The 17,747-nt window shown below is 70.8% G+C and carries 15 protein-coding genes; 11 read left to right on the top strand and 4 right to left on the bottom strand.

Going from position 1 to position 17,747, the window contains the following annotated elements:
* Positions 1-461 precede the first annotated feature (461 nt).
* Both aceE and ACGFYV_RS26460 read left to right on the top strand, forming a co-directional pair.
* On the top strand, positions 462-3,218 hold the full coding sequence (gene aceE / locus ACGFYV_RS26465; RefSeq protein ID WP_393880962.1) for a pyruvate dehydrogenase (acetyl-transferring), homodimeric type: 2,757 nt from the start codon (positions 462-464) through the stop codon (positions 3,216-3,218).
* 134 nt (positions 3,219-3,352) lie between these two features.
* Entirely contained in the window at positions 3,353-4,096 is a 744-nt protein-coding gene (locus tag ACGFYV_RS26460) for a potassium channel family protein (protein WP_393881035.1), read from the top strand.
* Positions 4,097-4,586: 490 nt separating this feature from the next.
* Here the strand turns inward: ACGFYV_RS26460 and ACGFYV_RS26455 are convergent, their stop codons facing one another.
* Positions 4,587-6,212 (bottom strand): MFS transporter, encoded by a 1,626-nt coding sequence (locus ACGFYV_RS26455; protein ID WP_393880961.1) that lies wholly within the window; start codon positions 6,210-6,212, stop codon positions 4,587-4,589.
* Positions 6,213-6,349: 137 nt separating this feature from the next.
* Here ACGFYV_RS26455 and ACGFYV_RS26450 point away from each other — a divergent pair, with 137 nt between their 5' ends.
* The 3 genes from ACGFYV_RS26450 (at position 6,350) to ACGFYV_RS26440 (ending at position 9,321) form a co-directional block, all read left to right on the top strand.
* A complete protein-coding gene (locus ACGFYV_RS26450) occupies positions 6,350-6,976 on the top strand; it encodes a TetR family transcriptional regulator (RefSeq protein WP_393880960.1) in 627 nt (208 codons plus the stop codon).
* Between the two features lie 170 nt (positions 6,977-7,146).
* Entirely contained in the window at positions 7,147-8,364 is a 1,218-nt protein-coding gene (locus ACGFYV_RS26445; RefSeq protein WP_393880959.1) for an alpha/beta hydrolase, read from the top strand.
* Positions 8,365-8,430: 66 nt separating this feature from the next.
* Entirely contained in the window at positions 8,431-9,321 is an 891-nt protein-coding gene (locus tag ACGFYV_RS26440; protein WP_393880958.1) for a DUF4429 domain-containing protein, read from the top strand.
* Positions 9,322-9,401: 80 nt separating this feature from the next.
* On the opposite strand, the gene ACGFYV_RS26435 is transcribed toward ACGFYV_RS26440, so the two are convergent.
* Positions 9,402-10,418, bottom strand: a complete 1,017-nt coding sequence (locus ACGFYV_RS26435; protein ID WP_393880957.1) for an aldo/keto reductase — start codon at positions 10,416-10,418, stop codon at positions 9,402-9,404.
* The gene (locus tag ACGFYV_RS26430) at positions 10,415-10,885 is read right to left on the bottom strand and encodes a MerR family transcriptional regulator (RefSeq protein ID WP_393880956.1); all 471 of its coding nucleotides are present in this window, start codon (positions 10,883-10,885) and stop codon (positions 10,415-10,417) included. Before ACGFYV_RS26430 ends, ACGFYV_RS26435 begins: the two co-directional genes overlap by 4 nt.
* A gap of 180 nt (positions 10,886-11,065) precedes the next feature.
* Between ACGFYV_RS26430 and ACGFYV_RS26425 the strand changes: the two genes are divergently transcribed.
* Positions 11,066-11,887, top strand: a complete 822-nt coding sequence (locus tag ACGFYV_RS26425; protein ID WP_393880955.1) for a serine hydrolase domain-containing protein — start codon at positions 11,066-11,068, stop codon at positions 11,885-11,887.
* 12 nt (positions 11,888-11,899) lie between these two features.
* Here ACGFYV_RS26425 and ACGFYV_RS26420 read toward each other — a convergent pair whose 3' ends face one another.
* Positions 11,900-12,556: a pirin family protein gene (locus ACGFYV_RS26420; protein WP_393880954.1), complete on the bottom strand. Its 657-nt coding sequence runs from the start codon at positions 12,554-12,556 to the stop codon at positions 11,900-11,902.
* A 105-nt stretch (positions 12,557-12,661) separates the two neighbouring features.
* On the opposite strand from ACGFYV_RS26420, the gene fasR reads away from it, so the two are divergent.
* From fasR to fabF, 5 genes are all read left to right on the top strand, one after another.
* Positions 12,662-13,867 (top strand): fatty acid biosynthesis transcriptional regulator FasR, encoded by a 1,206-nt coding sequence (gene fasR / locus ACGFYV_RS26415; protein WP_393880953.1) that lies wholly within the window; start codon positions 12,662-12,664, stop codon positions 13,865-13,867.
* An 89-nt stretch (positions 13,868-13,956) separates the two neighbouring features.
* Positions 13,957-14,874 carry an ACP S-malonyltransferase gene (locus ACGFYV_RS26410; protein ID WP_393880952.1) on the top strand — a complete coding sequence of 306 codons (918 nt, stop codon included), beginning with the start codon at positions 13,957-13,959 and terminating at the stop codon, positions 14,872-14,874.
* Positions 14,875-14,889: 15 nt separating this feature from the next.
* On the top strand, positions 14,890-15,921 hold the full coding sequence (locus ACGFYV_RS26405; RefSeq protein WP_393880951.1) for a ketoacyl-ACP synthase III: 1,032 nt from the start codon (positions 14,890-14,892) through the stop codon (positions 15,919-15,921).
* Positions 15,922-16,026: 105 nt separating this feature from the next.
* Complete coding sequence (locus tag ACGFYV_RS26400; protein WP_393880950.1) at positions 16,027-16,275, top strand: acyl carrier protein; 249 nt, start codon at positions 16,027-16,029, stop codon at positions 16,273-16,275.
* Positions 16,276-16,362: 87 nt separating this feature from the next.
* A complete protein-coding gene (gene fabF, locus ACGFYV_RS26395; protein WP_393880949.1) occupies positions 16,363-17,634 on the top strand; it encodes a beta-ketoacyl-ACP synthase II in 1,272 nt (423 codons plus the stop codon).
* Positions 17,635-17,747: the final 113 nt, after the last annotated feature.

Below are 17,747 nucleotides of genomic sequence, written 5' to 3'. Positions count from 1 at the left end.
GCTCCTTAAGAGCTTGGGGGAGTCTCAGCCACGCGCGTGCGCGAAGCATTGGCCGTAGTCCACACGGGCGGGACGGATCGCGCAAGTACCCGGCCGTTGAGGCCGCCGAAACGGTGACGATCCCGGCCGTGTCGCCGCAACTCCTGGCACCGTATCCCGATTCCCGGGGAACCACATCACCCTGCTGTGCCCGACTTGCCCGGATTACCCGGTTCGGAATCATCCTTCGATACGCCCCTCGAACAACTTTGCCATGCCCGTCACACCCCGGGCGTATCGTTGCGTTTTGACCGGCGAAGTGTGCAGGTGGAGATGACGTACGCCGTCCCGAGGTACACGATGGGGAGCGGTGTAGGCACGAGCAGTAGGCACACGCAGTGGATACGAGCAGTGCGTACGAGCAGTGCGTACGAGCAGTGCGTACGAATAAAAAAGTGGCCCTTTGACAGGTAAGGAACAGCGTGGCTTCCGGATCCGATCGCACCCCGATCATCATTGGCGGCCTGCCGAGTCAGGTTCCTGACTTCGACCCCGAAGAGACCAAGGAGTGGCTCGACTCCCTCGACGCGGCGGTGGACGAGCGCGGCCGGGAGCGGGCCCGCTACCTCATGCTGCGCCTGATCGAGCGAGCCCGCGAGAAGCGCGTGGCCGTGCCCGAGATGCGCAGCACGGACTACGTCAACACGATCGCCACCAGGGACGAACCGTTCTTCCCGGGCAACGAGGAGATCGAGCGCAAGGTCCTCAACGCGACCCGCTGGAACGCGGCCGTGATGGTCTCGCGCGCACAGCGCCCCGGGATCGGCGTCGGCGGCCACATCGCCACGTTCGCCTCCTCCGCGTCCCTGTACGACGTGGGCTTCAACCACTTCTTCCGGGGCAAGGACGAGGGCGACGGCGGCGACCAGGTCTTCTTCCAGGGACACGCCTCCCCCGGCATCTACGCGCGCGCGTACCTGCTCGACCGCCTCACCGAGAATCAGCTCGACGGCTTCCGGCAGGAGAAGTCGAAGTACCCGGACGGCCTGTCCAGCTACCCGCACCCGCGCTCGATGCCGGACTTCTGGGAGTTCCCGACGGTCTCCATGGGTCTCGGCCCGCTCGGCGCGATCTACCAGGCGCGGATGAACCGCTACATGGAGGCGCGCGGCATCGCGGACACCTCCAAGTCGCACGTGTGGGCGTTCCTCGGCGACGGCGAGATGGACGAGCCCGAGTCGCTCGGCCAGCTGTCCATCGCCGCGCGCGAGGGCCTGGACAACCTCACCTTCGTGGTCAACTGCAACCTGCAGCGCCTGGACGGCCCGGTCCGCGGCAACGGCAAGATCATCCAGGAGCTGGAGTCGATCTTCCGGGGCGCCGGCTGGAACGTGATCAAGCTGGTCTGGGACCGCACCTGGGACCCGCTGCTCGCCCAGGACCGCGACGGCGTGCTGGTCAACCGGATGAACACCACGCCCGACGGCCAGTTCCAGACGTACGCCACCGAGTCCGGCGCGTACATCCGCGACCACTTCTTCGGCGACGACCAGCGGCTGCGCGCGATGGTCGAGAACATGACCGACGACCAGATCCTGCACCTGGGCCGCGGCGGTCACGACCACCGCAAGATCTACGCGGCGTTCAAGGCGGCCAAGGAGCACAGGGGCCAGCCGACGGTCATCCTCGCGAAGACGATCAAGGGCTGGACACTCGGCCCGAACTTCGAGGGCCGCAACGCCACGCACCAGATGAAGAAGCTGACGGTCGACGACCTCAAGGGCTTCCGGGACCGTCTGCACCTGCCGATCTCCGACAAGGAGCTGGAGTCCGGCCTGCCGCCGTACTACCACCCGGGCCGTAACTCGGAGGAGATCCAGTACATGCACGACCGGCGCAAGGGGCTCGGCGGGTACGTCCCGACGCGCGTCGTGCGCTCGGAGCCGCTCGTACTGCCGGACGACAAGACGTACGCGAGTGTGAAGAAGGGCTCGGGTCAGCAGTCCATCGCGACCACGATGGCCTTCGTCCGTCTCCTCAAGGACCTCATGCGGGACAAGGAGATCGGCAAGCGGTTCGTGCTGATCGCGCCGGACGAGTACCGCACGTTCGGCATGGACTCCTTCTTCCCGAGCGCGAAGATCTACAACCCGCTCGGCCAGCAGTACGAGTCGGTGGACCGGGACCTGCTCCTGGCCTACAAGGAGTCGCCGACCGGCCAGATGCTGCACGACGGCATCTCGGAGGCGGGCTGCACGTCCTCGCTGATCGCGGCCGGCTCCGCGTACGCCACGCACGGCGAGCCGCTGATCCCGGTGTACGTCTTCTACTCGATGTTCGGATTCCAGCGCACGGGTGACCAGTTCTGGCAGATGGCCGACCAGCTGGCGCGCGGCTTCGTCCTGGGCGCGACCGCCGGCCGGACGACCCTGACCGGTGAGGGCCTCCAGCACGCCGACGGCCACTCGCAGCTGCTCGCCTCGACGAACCCGGCGTGCGTGGCGTACGACCCGGCGTACTCCTACGAGATCGCGCACATCGTGCAGGACGGTCTGCGCCGCATGTACGGCGGCTCCGCCGAGAACCCCGGGCATCCGCACGGCGAGGACGTCTTCTACTACCTCACCGTCTACAACGAGCCCATCCAGCACCCGGCCGAGCCGGAGAACGTGGACGTCGAGGGCATCCTCAAGGGCGTCCACAAGCTGAGCGCGGGCACGGGCGGGGCGATCCCGGCGCAGATCATGGCGTCCGGTGTCGCGGTGCCGTGGGCGCTTCAGGCGCAGCGGATCCTCGCCGAGGAGTGGAACGTCAGGGCCGACGTGTGGTCCGCGACCTCCTGGAACGAGCTGCGCCGTGAGGCCGTGGCCTGTGAGGAGCACAACCTGCTGCACCCGGAGGAGGAGCAGCGGGTGCCGTACGTGACGCAGAAGCTGAGCGGGTCCGAGGGGCCGTTCGTGGCGGTGTCCGACTGGATGCGGTCGGTTCCGGACCAGATCGCCCGGTGGGTGCCGGGGGCGTACCAGTCGCTGGGCGCGGACGGGTTCGGCTTCGCGGACACCCGGGGCGCGGCGCGCCGGTTCTTCCACATCGACGCGCAGTCGATCGTGGTCGCGGTGCTGACCGAGCTGGCGAAGGAGGGCAAGGTCGACCGGTCCGCGCTGAAGCAGGCCATCGACCGGTACCAGCTGCTGGACGTCTCGGCGGCGCATCCGGGGGCCGCGGGCGGCGACGCGTAGCGCTCCCGCGCGCTCGGCTTCGGGCGGTGAGGGCGGTGGAGCCGAGCGCTCCACCGCCCTCACGCCATCCCGGTCCCGTCTGTCTTCTTCACCGTCTTCTTCACGGTCTTCTTTACGATGCGGGCATGACGGGCATGAATCGGCAGACGGCACTGGTCCGGTGGGAGCGGCACGCCCAATGGCCGCTGCTGGCGCTGGCGGTGGCCTTCGCCGTGGCGTACACCGTGCCGATCGTGGACAGTTCCACGGGCCCGTCGACGACGGCCGCGTGCACGGTCGTGGAGTGGGTGGTGTGGGGGGCGTTCGCGCTGGACTACCTGGTGCGCCTCGCGCTCGTGCCGCGGCGCCGGGAGTTCGTACGGACGCACTGGCTTGACCTGTGCGCGGTGGTGCTGCCGGTGCTGCAGCCGCTGCGGCTGCTGCGGCTCGTGTCGACGTTGCTGCTGGTGGGGCGGCGGGCGCGGATGGCTCCGCAGATCCGGCTGACCACGTATGTCGTGGGGTCGGTGATCGGGCTGCTGATGTTCGGTTCGCTGGCGGTGCTGTCGGTGGAGCGGGGTTCGCCGAACGGGAACATCCGGACGTTGGGTGATGCCGTGTGGTGGTCGTTCACGACGATGACGACCGTCGGGTACGGGGATCATGCGCCGACCACGGGGTGGGGGCGGGTGATCGCGGTCGGGCTGATGCTGTCCGGGATCGCGCTGATCGGTGTCGTCACGGCGAACATCGCCGCGTGGTTCATCTCGCGGTTCGAGAAGGAGGACGTGGAGGGGCGGCGGCAGACGGAGGCGATCACCTTGCTGACGGAGGAGGTCCGCCTGCTGCGGGCCGAGGTATCCCGGCTGGCCGCGGAACGCGAGGACCAACGAAACTGACGCCTCCGGCCGACCGAGGGCGGCTCACCGCCCGCCCCGCCGGGCGGGTGCCGCTGCGCCCACCCATGTGGGGGCTGTCTCATCGCTCGCCCCGCTGAATGGGTGCCGCCGCGCCCACCCGTGCGGGGGTGGCTCACCGCTCGCCCCGCTGGATAGGTGCCGCTGCGCCCACCCGTGCCGCCCCAGCGGCACGACTGCCCGCAGCTACGCGGCCAACGGCCGACCCCCATCGACACCGGTACGCACGACGGCCGACGGCAACGGCAACCCCCAAGGGGCGCGAGGAACTGCGCGAGCGACCCCCACCCAGCCGCAGCCACCCGACAACAAACACCGAACGGCACCTGTACGACCGACGGCAACGGCGGCTCCCAAGGGGCGCGAGGAACTGCGCGAACAGCCCCCACCCAGCCGCAGCCGCATCCGCAGTCGCCCGGCGACAAACCAGGGACGGCGCTTGAGCGGGAGCGCTCAAGCGCCGTGGGTGGGTTCAGATGTGGCCCACTCCGGTGCCCGCCTCCGCGTTCGCGCCCCGCTTGGTGAGCAGCGCGACGAAGACGGCGACCGCGGCGACGACTGCCGCGACCAGGCAGGCGAGGCTCATGCCGGAGATGAACGTGTCGTGCGCGACCGAGGTGATCTTGGCGACGAGCGCCGCCGGCATGTCCTTCGTCACCGGCGCCACGCCGACCTGGACGGCCTCGGAGGCCTGGTCCAGCTGGGACGGCGTCAGCTTGGGCAGCCCCGCGGCGGCCCAGTTGCCCGGCAGGTCGCTGTCGACCTTGGACGCCATCACCGCACCGAGCACCGCCGTACCGAGGCTGCCGCCGATCTGCATGGCCGCCTGCTGAAGACCGCCGGCGACACCGGACAACTCCATGGGGGCGTTGCCGACGATGACCTCGGTCGCGCCCACCATGACCGGCGCGAGACCGAGACCGAGCAGGGCGAACCAGATGGACATGACACCGCTGCCGGTGTCGGCCTTGAGCGTCGACATGCCGTACATGGCGACCGCGGTGACCGCCATGCCCGCGGCGAGCGGGACGCGCGGGCCCAGCTTGGTGATCAGCACGCCGGCCAGCGGGGAGCCGACGATCATCATGCCGGTGAGCGGGAGCAGGTGCAGACCGGCGTCGACCGGGCTGAGCCCGTGCACCTTCTGGAGGTAGAAGGTCACGAAGAACAGGCCGCCCATGAAGGCGATGGCCATGAGGACCATCAGGACGACACCCGCGGACAGCGGGACCGAGCGGAACAGCCCCAGCGGGATCAGCGGCTCGCGGACCTTCGTCTCCCAGAAGGAGAAGAAGGCGAACAGCAGCACCGAGCCGATGATGAACAGCCACGTACGGCCGCTGCCCCAGCCCCAGGCCGGCGCCTTGATGAGCGCCCAGACCAGACAGAACATCGCGCCGGAGAGCAGTGCGATGCCAAGGACGTCGAAGGAGCGCGGAGCGTTCTGCGCGCGGTGGTCGCGCAGGATCAGCAGGCCGAGCACGAGGGCGAGCAGGCCGACCGGCACGTTGATGAAGAACACCGACTGCCAGTTGACGTGCTGGACCAGGACACCGCCGAGGATCGGGCCGCCCGCGGTGGAGGCGCCGATGACCATGCCCCAGATGCCGATCGCCATGTTGAGCTTCTCGGCCGGGAAGGTGGCCCGCAGCAGGCCGAGCGCGGCCGGCATCAGCAGGGCGCCGAACAGTCCCTGGAACACGCGGAAGGTGACGACGGAGGGGATGCTGTCGGACAGCCCGATGGCGCCGGAGGCGAGGGCGAAGCCGGTCACGCCGACGAGGAAGGTCTGCCGGTGGCCGAAGCGGTCGCCGAGCTTGCCCGCGGTGATCAGGGAGACCGCGAGGGCGAGGAAGTAGGCGTTGGTGATCCACTGCACGTCGGAGAAGCTCGCGTGCAGGTCGTCCGCGATGGCCGGGTTGGCGATCGCCACGATGGTGCCGTCGAGGGCCACCATCATGACGCCCACGGCCACGGTGATGAGGGTGAACCAGGGATGGCCGCGCAGTCCGGCGGCCGGGGCCGGGGTCCCCTTGGAGAGGTCCGCCGGTGCCCCGTCCCCCGGCCCGGTCGTCTCGATGGTGGTCTGACTAGTCATACCTTCGAGGCTAATGGCAGCCACTGACAATTGACGAACCAATTCACTCGGCGGTAACTGACATATCGCCGGGACATAGGCTGAGCCGGTCGGACGCACATGGTCCGACGTGCACCGAAGGAGAGGTCGACGGGGCCATGGAGACGCTGCGCGAGCGCAAGAAGCGGCACACGCGCGAGGCGCTGGTGCGGGCCGCCCTCGAACTGTTCACCACGCGGGGTTACGACCGTACGACCGTCGACGAGATCGCCGAGGCGGTCGACGTCTCGCAGCGCACCTTCTTCCGCTACTTCGCCGGCAAGGAGGAGGCCGCCTTCGCCGTCCAGGAGATGACCGAGGCGCACTTCGTGGCCGCCGTGCGGGCCCGCCCGCCGCACGAGGCGCCGATGGAGGCGCTGCGGCAGGCGGTCCTGGAGGGCTGGGTGGCGATCGCGGAGACGGTCGAGTCGGTCGTACCGGTCGAGCTGTACGTGCGCATGTACCGCACGATCGAGTCGACGCCCGCGCTGCTCGCCGCCCATCTGCGGCGCTCGGCGGCGACGGAGGAGACCATCGCCCGGGTGCTCGCCGACCGGGAGGGCGTGGACGTGGACACCGACCCCCGGCCGCGGCTCGCGGTGGCCGTCTTCGGCGGGGTGATAAGGGTCACCGAACGGCAGTGGAGCACGGGCGACGACTTCAGCCTCGACGCGATCCGGACGCTCACCGCGGCGTACCTCGATCAGGTGGGTCCGGCCCTCATAGGAAACTGGCGCGACGCCTGAACACACCACCCCGTCGGCCCCCGGCGCCTCGCCCGAAAGGGTCACGCACCGCCCGAGATCGTTCGCACAATGCCCCGAGATCGTTCGCATTCCGTTCGAGGAACGGCGAAACGTGATCCCCGCCACTCGGTTACCGCGCGACCCTCTCGTTCTCCTAGTGTGTCCTCCCAGTGACTTCCTTCGACACCTCTCCGCAACTCAACGTCGGGCGCGCGCTGCTGGCGCTGGCCGTCGTGTTCGTGATGCTCGCGACCACCGGCTGGACCGCCCTGCGTACGCACCGGGAGTCCACCGACCTGCAGGCCTCCCTGGACAAGTGGAGGCACGGCAGCGTGCACGGCCTCCACCTGCCGGACCCGCGGGAGGACCCGGCGAAGCTCACCCGGTTCTTCGCCTCGCTCACCCCGCGCGAGCGCGACCGTCTCGCCCACCGCTATCCGCTCGCGGTCGGCAACATGAACGGCGCGCCGGTCTCCCTGCGCTACCGCGCCAACCACATCGCGCTGGAGCGGGCCCGCAAGGTCGAGCGCGCACGCATGCACGACAGCCGGCTCTCCGCGGCCGGGCACCAGGACGCCGGCCGCCGGATGCACCGCTACGAGGCGCTGCTGGAGCCCGGCCGGCAGATCCTCGCCTTCGACCCCGCGGACTCGGGCCGGGTCGCCGAGGTCTTCGGGGACCTCACCCGGGCCGAGCGGATCTCCGTCGTCGTCCCCGGTGTCGACACCGACCTGCTCACCTTCCAGCGGACGAACCGCCCCTACAGCGCCCCGGTCGGCATGGCCAGGGCCCTGTACGCGGCCGAGCGGCAGGCGGGCCCCGACGTCCGTACGGCCGTGATCGCCTGGGCCGACTACACCGCCCCCGCCGGGCTCGGCGTGGACGCGGCGACGGCGATGCGCGCCGCCGAGGGCGCCGTACGACTGAACGCGCTGCTCCACGCCCTGCCCGGCCGGGCCCCCGTGGCGATGGTCTGCCACAGCTACGGCTCGGTGCTGTGCGGGGTCGCCGCCCACGACATGCCCCGGCGGGTGAGCGACATAGCGGTCGCCGCGAGCCCCGGGATGCGCGTCTCCAAGGCCTCGGGCCTGGGCACCCCGGCCCGGGTGTGGGCGATGCGGGACGCCACCGACTGGGTGCAGGACGTGCCGTACCTGGAGGTCGCCTGGCTCGGGCACGGGGCCGATCCGGTGTCCTCGGCGTTCGGTGCGCGGGTGCTGTCCGCGCACGACGCGCAGGGGCACAGCGGTTATTTCCAGCCGGGCACGGACAGCCTGCGCAACCTCGCCGCCGTCGGGGTGGGCGCCTACGACGAGGTGACCTGCGCCCGGGAGAACGACGTCTGCCTGGCCGGTATGCCGGGCACCACGACGGCCGGACGCGCGTAGAAACAGCGGGAAGTGCGGTCTGCGCGGGTGGCGACGGAGGGACACGTGCCGCATACGATGAGCCGCATGGGTGACGTACTGGCGGGTTTTCATGCCGTCTGGGAGTTCGAGTCCGACTCCGTGCTCATCCGCTACGAACGGGGGATTCGAACGCCGAAGCTGTTCCAGGCGCTGGGTGAGCGGCGGGTGCCGCTGTCCGCGCTGGAGGGTGTGACGCTGGCCCCGGGCAGGCGCGGCACGGTCGTCATGCGGCTCGACGTGCGCGCGGGCGCCGATCCGCTGCTGGAGGCGGCGGCCGGGCAACTGCGCGAGGGCTGCGATCCGTACCGGCTGGTCCTGCCGGCCGAGCGGGAGACCCTCGCCGAGTACTACGCCGACGAGCTGAAGGGGCTGCTGGCCGAGTCCGGTCCCGTCGACCGGTTCCTGGTCGAGGCGCCCGGGGCTCCGCTGCACTTCAAGGCGTACGACGGGAAGGCGTCCTTCGACGGTACGCGCGTGCGGTTCCGCTGGTCGTGGACGGGCGCGTCCTCGGCGAAGTGGAAGGCCGGCGACCAGAGTTTCGCCGTCGCGGACCTCAGCGGGGTGGAGTGGCGCTCGCCGGAGGTGTTCGAGGGACATCTGCGCCTGCTGAGGCGTTCCACGGAGTCGGGCGGGTCATCCGCGCTGCAGACCGCGCAGCCCGTGCAGCCGGTGCAGCCCGTGCCGCCCGATCAGGATCCCGCGGCGGTCGTCTTCGGGCTGGGGTACGGGCCGGTGCACGAGTCGCTGCCGTTCGCCGCGGCCGTGCTGGCGGCCGTGCGCACGAGGGGGCCGGTGCCTGTGGCACCGGCCCCGGCGCGCAGGGACCCCGCGGACATCGCCGAACGGATCCGGCATCTCGGTGAGCTGCATCAGGCCGGGCTGGTCACCGACGAGGAGTTCTCGTCGAAGAAGGCCGAGCTGCTGGCCGAGCTGTAGTCGCCCGCCGGGACGTCACTCCCGGCCGGCGGACACTCCACTCCGGCCGGCGGACGCTTCACTCCCGGCCCGCGGACGCTTCACTCCCGGCCCGCGGACGTGAACGTCATGTCCGCGTAGCGGTCGCCGGCGACCTTCGCCGCGATCGGTTCGAGGAGGGACAGTTCCTCGTCGGTGAGGGTGAGGGCGGTGGCGCCGACGTTCTCCTCCACGCGGGTTGCCTTGCGGGTGCCCGGGATCGGGACGACGGGGAGGTGGTGGACCGCGGACCGCTGCTGGACCCAGGCCAGGGCGATCTGGCCGAGGGAGGCGCCGTGGGCCTCGGCGACGGTGCGGACCGGGTCGAGGAGAGCCGCGTTGGCGCCGGCGTTGGAACCGGTGAAGCGGGGCTGCTGCCTGCGGAAGTCGTCCGCCGTGAGGTCCTTGCCCGCGTCGGTGAAGGCGCCCGTGAGGAAGCCGCGGCCCAGCGGGGAGTACGCCACCAGGGCGACGCCCAGCTCACGGACGGCCGGCACCACATGCGCCTCGATGTCCCGGCTGAACAGGGACCACTCCGACTGCACGGCCGCGATGGGGTGCACGGCGTGGGCGGCGCGCAGTTCGCCGGCGGTGACCTCGCTGAGGCCGAGGTGCTTGACCTTGCCCTCGCGGACCAGGTCCGCCATGACGCCGACGGTGTCCTCGATGGGGATGTTCACGTCGCGGCGGTGCATGTAGTAGAGGTCGATCACGTCGACGCCGAGCCGCCGCAGGCTGGCCTCGACGGCCTGGCGGATGTACGGCTCGTCGTTGCGGATGATCCGCCTGGTCGGGTCGTCCGGCGGGATCGCGAGGGCGAACTTGGTCGCGATGACCACCTCGTCCCGGTGCGCCGTGAAGAACGGGGAGAGGAACTTCTCGTTCTCGCCGTTCCCGTACGCGTCCGCCGTGTCGTACAGGGTCACGCCCAGTTCGAGCGCCCGCTCCAGGGCGGCCCGTGAGGCGTCGGCGTCCGTCGGGCCGTACGCGAAGCTCATGCCCATGCAACCGAGCCCCTGGACGCCGACCTCCGGTCCGTCGTCGCCGAGCCGTACCGTCCCCGTCGTGGCGTCGGTCATCGGATGGTCCCCTCCGTCGCGTTCCCGTAGAAACTGATCTTGCGGTCGAGCACGGCGAGCGTGTCGTGCAGTTCGGCGATCCGGGCCAGCACGTCCCGGCGGGTCGCCTCCAGCAGGGCCTGGCGTTCCGCGTACGTGCTCTCCCCCTCCCGCACCAGCTCCGCGTAGCGGACCATGTCCGCGACCGGCATGCCGGTCAGGCGCAGCTTGGTCACCAGGTCCAGCCAGTCCAGGTCGCGGTTGGTGTAGCGACGCTGGCCGGTGTGCGAGCGGTCGACGTGGGGCATCAGGCCGATCCGCTCGTACCAGCGCAGGGTGTGCGCGGTCAGGCCGGTGAAGGCGACGACCTCACTGATCGTGTAGTGGTCCTGGCCCTCGGGCCGTGGGTGGCGCCGGGGCGGGGCTGAGCAGATGTCGGCGGGGGTGGCCCGGCCGGTGGCCGCTGGCGTGGACTGCATCACCGTCATGCCCACCACGCTATGGCCTTGGAGCGCACTCCAAGCAAGCGGAATCCGGGGGGAGGCGGGTAAGAAACGCACCCCGGACGCACTCTGGAAGCAACCCCGGACGCACCCTGAAAGCACCCCCGCCGCCCCCTGGCCGCCCCTCGGTGCGGTGCGGGCCGGGCGCCGCATAGGCTCGGGGCCATGTCGTTGCAGAGCTTGGCACTGATCGAGAACTGGCCGGTTTCCACCGCCGCCGCGGGCGTCGTACGAGCCGACGGTACGGTCCTGGGGACCCGCGGCCCCCTCGCGCACCGCTTCCCGCTGGCCTCCGTGACCAAGCCGCTGGCGGCGTACGCGGCGCTCGTCGCGTACGAGGAGGGTGCGATCGAGCTGGACGAGCCGGCCGGACCCCCCGGTTCCACGGTCCGCCATCTCCTCGCGCACACCTCGGGCCTGGCCTTCGACGAACACCGCGTGACGGCACCGCCCGGTGACCGGCGGCTGTACTCCAACGCCGGCTTCGAGGAGCTGGGGGACCACATCGCCAAGGCGACGGACATCCCGTTCGCCGAGTATCTGCGCCAGGCGGTGCTGGAGCCGCTCGGCATGACACGGACCTCGCTGGAGGGCTCCCCCGCCAAGGACGGCGTGTCCACCGTCGAGGACCTGCTGCGCTTCGCGGCGGAGGTGCAGGCACCGCAGCTGCTGGACCCGCGCACGGTCGCGGAGGCGATGACCGTCCAGTACCCCGGGACGAAGGGCGTCCTGCCGGGCTACGGCCACCAGAACCCCAACGACTGGGGCCTCGGCTTCGAGATCCGCGACTCCAAGTCCCCGCACTGGACGGGGAGTTCGTCCTCACCGCGTACCTTCGGCCACTTCGGTCAGTCGGGGACGTTCCTGTGGATCGACCCCGACGCGGGCGCGGCGGGAGTCGCCCTCACGGACAAGGCGTTCGGCCCCTGGGCGATCGAGGCGTGGCCGGTCCTCACGGACGCGGTGCTGGCGGAACTGCGAGGCTGAGGCCGACCGCGCCTACCCCGCCATCTCCCACAGCAGCAGTTCCGTCGCCGTCACCCCCACCGCCTCCAGGCCCTCCGCCCCCGTGATCCGGGCCGAGTCGCCAAAGGACAACGTTTCTCCGGCCAGGCGGACCTCGCCCCGCACCACGTGCAGATACACGTACGGCGCGTCCGGCACCGCCGTCCGCTCCCCCGCCCCCAGACGCCGTACATGCAGCATCGCGCCCGCGCCGGGCAGGGCGTACGGGGTGGCGTCGGCGATGCCGGGGACGATGTCGTAGGAGGGGGTGCCGCCGGGCACCAGAGGGGCCAGCCACATCTGGATGAAGGTGAGGGGGGCGGAGCCCTCGTTGCGTTCCACGTGGCGGACGCCGGCCGCGGCGCTCAGGTGCTGGACGTCGCCGGGGCGGACCGTCGTCCCGTGGCCGGTGGAGTCGCGGTGCGTGAGTTCGCCGTCGACGACCCACGTGACGATCTCGGTGTGGCTGTGCGGATGCTCGTCGAACCCGGCGCCCGGTGCGAGCCGCTCCTCGTTGCAGGCGATCACCGCGCCGAAGCGCAGGTTGCCGGGGTCGTAGTGCGGGCCGAAGGAGAAGGCGTGCCGGGTGTCGATGCCGGCCCCCGGCTCCCCTCCGCGATAGCGCTCGTCGGCGCGCCGTACGTCGATCACGGGCACCACGGTAGACCGCGCACGGGCACCCCCGCAGGCCGCGTCCGGTGGCCGAGCCGGACCCGGCGGCACACGCCCGCGTCCGGATAAGGCAGTCTTGTCCACGTGCCCGAACCCGAATCCCATCACCGCGAACTCGCAGCGTACGAGGCCCACCCGCACTCCGCGACCCTGAAACGGCTGGAGAAGTCCTCCGGAAGTCTCGCCGCGCAGGCCATCGCGCGCATGGACGAGACTCTGCCGTGGTACCGGGCCATGCCCCCGGAGAACCGTTCCTGGATCGGGCTCGTGGCCCAGGCGGGCATCGCCGCCTTCACCGAGTGGTTCCGGCACCCGGACGCGCCCCAGGCGATCTCGACCGACGTGTTCGGGACGGCGCCGCGCGAGCTGACCCGGGCCATCACGCTGCGGCAGACCGTGGAGATGGTGCGCACCACCATCGAGGTCATGGAGTCCGCCATCGACGAGGTGGCGGCGCCCGGTGACGAGAGCGTGCTGCGCGAGGCGCTCCTCGTGTACGCCCGCGAGATCGCCTTCGCGACCGCCCAGGTGTACGCGCAGGCCGCCGAGGCACGCGGTGCCTGGGACGCGCGGCTGGAGTCGCTCGTCGTGAACGCCGTGCTCAGCGGGGAGGCCGACGAGGGGGCGGTGAGCCGGGCCGCCGCGCTGGGCTGGAACTCCCCGGAGCATGTCTGTGTCGTGCTCGGCACCGCGCCCGAGGGCGACAGCGAGCTGACCGTCGAGGCCATCCGGCGGGCCGCCCGGCACGCCAAGCTGCAGGTGCTCACGGGGGTGCTCGGGGACCGGCTCGTCGTCATCGCCGGCGGGAGCAGCAATCCGCTCGCCGTCGCCAAGTCGCTGATCGGGCCGTACGCCGCCGGGCCGGTGGTCGCCGGGCCCGTCGTCCCCGACCTGCTGGCCGCCACCCGGTCCGCTCAGGCCGCCGCGGCGGGGCTGAAGGCGTGTTCCGCCTGGCAGGACGCGCCGCGGCCGGTGCTCGCGGACGATCTGCTGCCGGAGCGGGCCATCGCGGGCGATCCCGGGGCACGTGAGCAGCTGGTGGAGGAGATCTACAGACCGCTGGAGGAGGCCGGGTCGGCGCTCCTGGAGACCTTGAGCGTCTATCTGGAGCAGGCGAGCAGTCTGGAAGGCGCGGCCCGGATGCTCTTCGTTCACCCGAACACCGTGCGCTACCGGCTCCGACGTGTGACTGACGTCACCGGCTGGTCGCCATCCGATGTACGATCCGCGTTCACACTGCGGATCGCCCTGATCCTGGGGCGTCTGGCCGATGGAGACGCTCAGCCCTAACTTTTTGTCGGGGGGCCACAAAAGCCCTTCGTGTTCTTCGTCCCTGTCCTCACGGGCGGCCGTGGCCGTCCCCAAGAGAGAGTGTGAAGGTGCTCGTACTCGTCGCTCCCGGCCAGGGCGCCCAGACGCCCGGCTTCCTGACCCCCTGGCTCGAACTGCCCGGCGCCGCCGACCGCGTCGCCGCATGGTCGGACGCCATCGGACTCGACCTCGTCCACTACGGCACGCAGGCCGACGCGGACGCGATCCGCGACACCGCCGTCGCCCAGCCGCTGCTGGTCGCCGCCGGCATCTTGTCGGCCGCGGCACTCGGTGACATCTCGCCGGGCGCCGTCGCCGGCCACAGTGTGGGTGAGTTCACCGCCGCCGCCTTCGCGGGCGTGCTGGACGACACTTCCGCGCTGCGTCTGGTGCGCAAGCGGGGTCTGGCCATGGCCGACGCCGCCGCGATCACCGAGACCGGCATGTCGGCGCTGCTCGGCGGCGACCCGGAGGTCTCCGTCGCGCACCTGGAGAAGCTGGGCCTGACCCCGGCGAACATCAACGGCGCCGGCCAGATCGTCGCCGCGGGCACGCTGGAGCAGCTCGCCGCGCTGAACGAGGACAAGCCCGAGGGCGTCCGCAAGGTCGTCCAGCTGAAGGTCGCCGGCGCCTTCCACACCCACCACATGGCCCCCGCGGTCGAGACGCTGGCCGAGGCCGCCGCGGAGCTGACCCCCGCCGTCCCGAAGGTCACCTACGTCTCCAACAAGGACGGCCGGACCGTCGCCACCGGCACCGAGGTGCTGGAGCGGCTGGTCGGACAGGTCGCCAACCCGGTCCGCTGGGACCTGTGCATGGAGACGTTCAAGGAGCTGGGCGTCACCGGGCTCATCGAGGTGTGCCCCGGCGGCACGCTGACCGGCCTGGCCAAGCGCGCCCTGCCGGGCGTGCGGACGCTGGCCCTGAAGACCCCCGACGACCTCGACGCGGCACGCGCGCTCGTCACAGAGCTCGCCGACGCCTAAGGAGCCCTACCGAACATGGCGAAGATCAAGGCCAGCAAGGGCGCCCCGTACGCGCGCATTCTCGGCGTCGGCGGCTACCGTCCGGTGCGGATCGTGCCCAACGAGGTGATCCTCGAGAAGATCGACTCGTCGGACGAGTGGATCCGGTCGCGGTCGGGCATCGAGACCCGCCACTGGGCGAGCCCCGACGAGACCGTCGCGGCGATGTCGGTCGAGGCCGGCGGCAAGGCGATCGCGGACGCGGGCATCTCCGCCGAGCAGATCGGCGCCGTGGTCGTCTCCACCGTCTCGCACTTCGCGCAGACCCCGGCCATCGCCACCGCGATCGCCGACCAGCTGGGCACCGCCAAGGCCGCCGCCTTCGACATCTCGGCCGGCTGCGCGGGCTTCGGCTACGGGCTGACCCTCGCCAAGGGCATGGTGACGGAGGGGTCCGCCGAGTACGTGCTCGTCATCGGCGTGGAGCGGCTGAGCGACCTGACCGACCTGGAGGACCGGGCGACGGCCTTCCTGTTCGGTGACGGCGCCGGCGCGGTCGTGGTCGGCCCCTCCAAGGAGCCGGCGATCGGCCCGACCGTGTGGGGCTCCGAGGGCGACAAGTCCGAGACCATCAAGCAGACCGTCCCGTGGGACCGCTTCAGGATCGGCGACGTCGCCGAGCTGCCGCTGGACTCCGAGGGCAACATCAAGTTCCCTGCGATCACGCAGGAGGGCCAGGCGGTGTTCCGCTGGGCCGTGTTCGAGATGGCGAAGGTCGCCCAGCAGGCGCTGGACGCGGCCGGAATCACCGCGGACGACCTGGACGTCTTCATCCCGCACCAGGCCAACATGCGGATCATCGACTCGATGGTGAAGACGCTGAAACTGCCGGAGCACGTCACGGTCGCACGTGACGTGCGCACCACCGGCAACACCTCGGCCGCCTCGATCCCGCTCGCGATGGAGCGGCTTCTGGCGACCGGGGAGGCGAAGAGTGGCGACACCGCGCTCGTCATCGGATTCGGGGCGGGTCTCGTCTACGCCGCCACGGTCGTTACCCTCCCCTAGGCACTGCGTGCCGGATCATGCGATCCGGTGCTCGTGCCGCACCGCCTGCCGCTGCCGCGGCGGGTGCCGTAAACCGTCTGGAATATCGAAGAAGGAGCGCCTGACATGGCCGCCACTCAGGAAGAGATCGTCGCCGGTCTCGCCGAGATCGTGAACGAGATCGCCGGGATCCCCGTTGAGGACGTCCAGCTGGACAAGTCCTTCACCGACGACCTGGACGTCGACTCGCTGTCCATGGTCGAGGTCGTCGTCGCAGCAGAGGAGCGCTTCGACGTGAAGATCCCGGACGAGGACGTCAAGAACCTCAAGACCGTTGGTGACGCCACCAACTACATCCTCACGCACCAGGCCTGAGCCGTCTTTTAGGCAGTCAGGCTGCGAGGCCCCGCCACCCGGCGGTGGCGCCGTATGAATCCCTTATCCGTTGGAGAAAGAATTCCCGTGAGCCCGACCAATCGCACCGTGGTCGTCACCGGTATCGGCGCAACCACACCGCTGGGTGGCGACGCAGCTTCCACCTGGGAGGCGCTCGTCGCCGGCAAGTCCGGCGTCCGTGCGCTCGACCAGGAGTGGGCCGCCGACCAGGCGGTCCGTATCGCGGCGCAGATCGCCGTGGAGCCGGGCGAGGTCATTCCGCGCCCGCAGGCCCGCCGCCTGGACCGCTCGGCGCAGTTCGCGCTGATCGCGGCCAAGGAGGCCTGGGCCGACGCCGGTTTCACCGACAAGGCCGGCGAGGACAGCAGCGTCGACCCCGACCGCCTGGGGACGGTGATCGCCTCCGGCATCGGCGGTGTGACGACCCTGCTCGACCAGTACGACGTGCTGAAGGAGAAGGGCGTACGCCGCGTCTCCCCGCACACCGTGCCGATGCTGATGCCGAACGGCCCGGCCGCCAACGTGAGCCTGGCCGTGGGCGCCCGCGCCGGTGTGCACACCCCGGTGTCCGCCTGCGCCTCCGGCGCCGAGGCCATCGGCTACGCCGCCGAGATGATCCGCACCGGCCGTGCCGACGTCGTCGTCGCCGGCGGCACCGAGGCGGCCATCCACCCGCTGCCCATCGCCGCGTTCGGCAACATGATGGCGATGTCCAAGAAGAACGACGACCCGCAGGGTGCCTCGCGCCCCTACGACCTCGCGCGTGACGGCTTCGTCCTCGGCGAGGGTGCCGGTGTCGTGGTCCTGGAGTCCGCCGAGCACGCCGCCGCGCGCGGCGCCCGCGTCTACGCGGAGGCCGTCGGCCAGGGCATCTCGGCCGACAGCCACGACATCGTGCAGCCGGAGCCGGAGGGCCGCGGCATCGCGCACGCCCTGCAGAACCTGATGGACAGCACCGACCTGAACCCGGCCGAGATCGTGCACGTCAACGCGCACGCCACCTCGACGCCCGCCGGTGACGTGGCCGAACTGAAGGCGCTGCGCAAGGTGTTCGGCGACGACGCCGACCACTTCGCGGTCTCCGCCACCAAGTCGATGACCGGTCACCTGCTCGGTGGCGCGGGCGGTATCGAAACGGTCGCGACCGTGCTCGCCCTGTACAACCGGATCGCCCCGCCGACCATCAACGTCGACAACCTCGACCCGGAGGCGGAGGCCGCGGCCGACGTCGTCATCGGCGAGGCGCGCAAGCTGCCCGCCGAGGGCCGTATCGCCGCGCTGAACAACTCGTTCGGATTCGGCGGCCACAACGTGATCCTGGCGTTCCGTACGATCTGACAGCGAGAGGAAGGGCCCCCACCGGACGCGGACGCTGTTGGTAAATTCCGTTACCAACAGCGTCCGGACGGTGGGGGCCCTTCCTCATGTCCGTACGACGGTCGTCCGTACGA

The sequence above is a fragment of the Streptomyces sp. NPDC048297 genome (assembly GCF_043201585.1).
Classification (GTDB): domain Bacteria; phylum Actinomycetota; class Actinomycetes; order Streptomycetales; family Streptomycetaceae; genus Streptomyces.
This window is presented reverse-complemented; position numbering and strand designations above follow the sequence as displayed.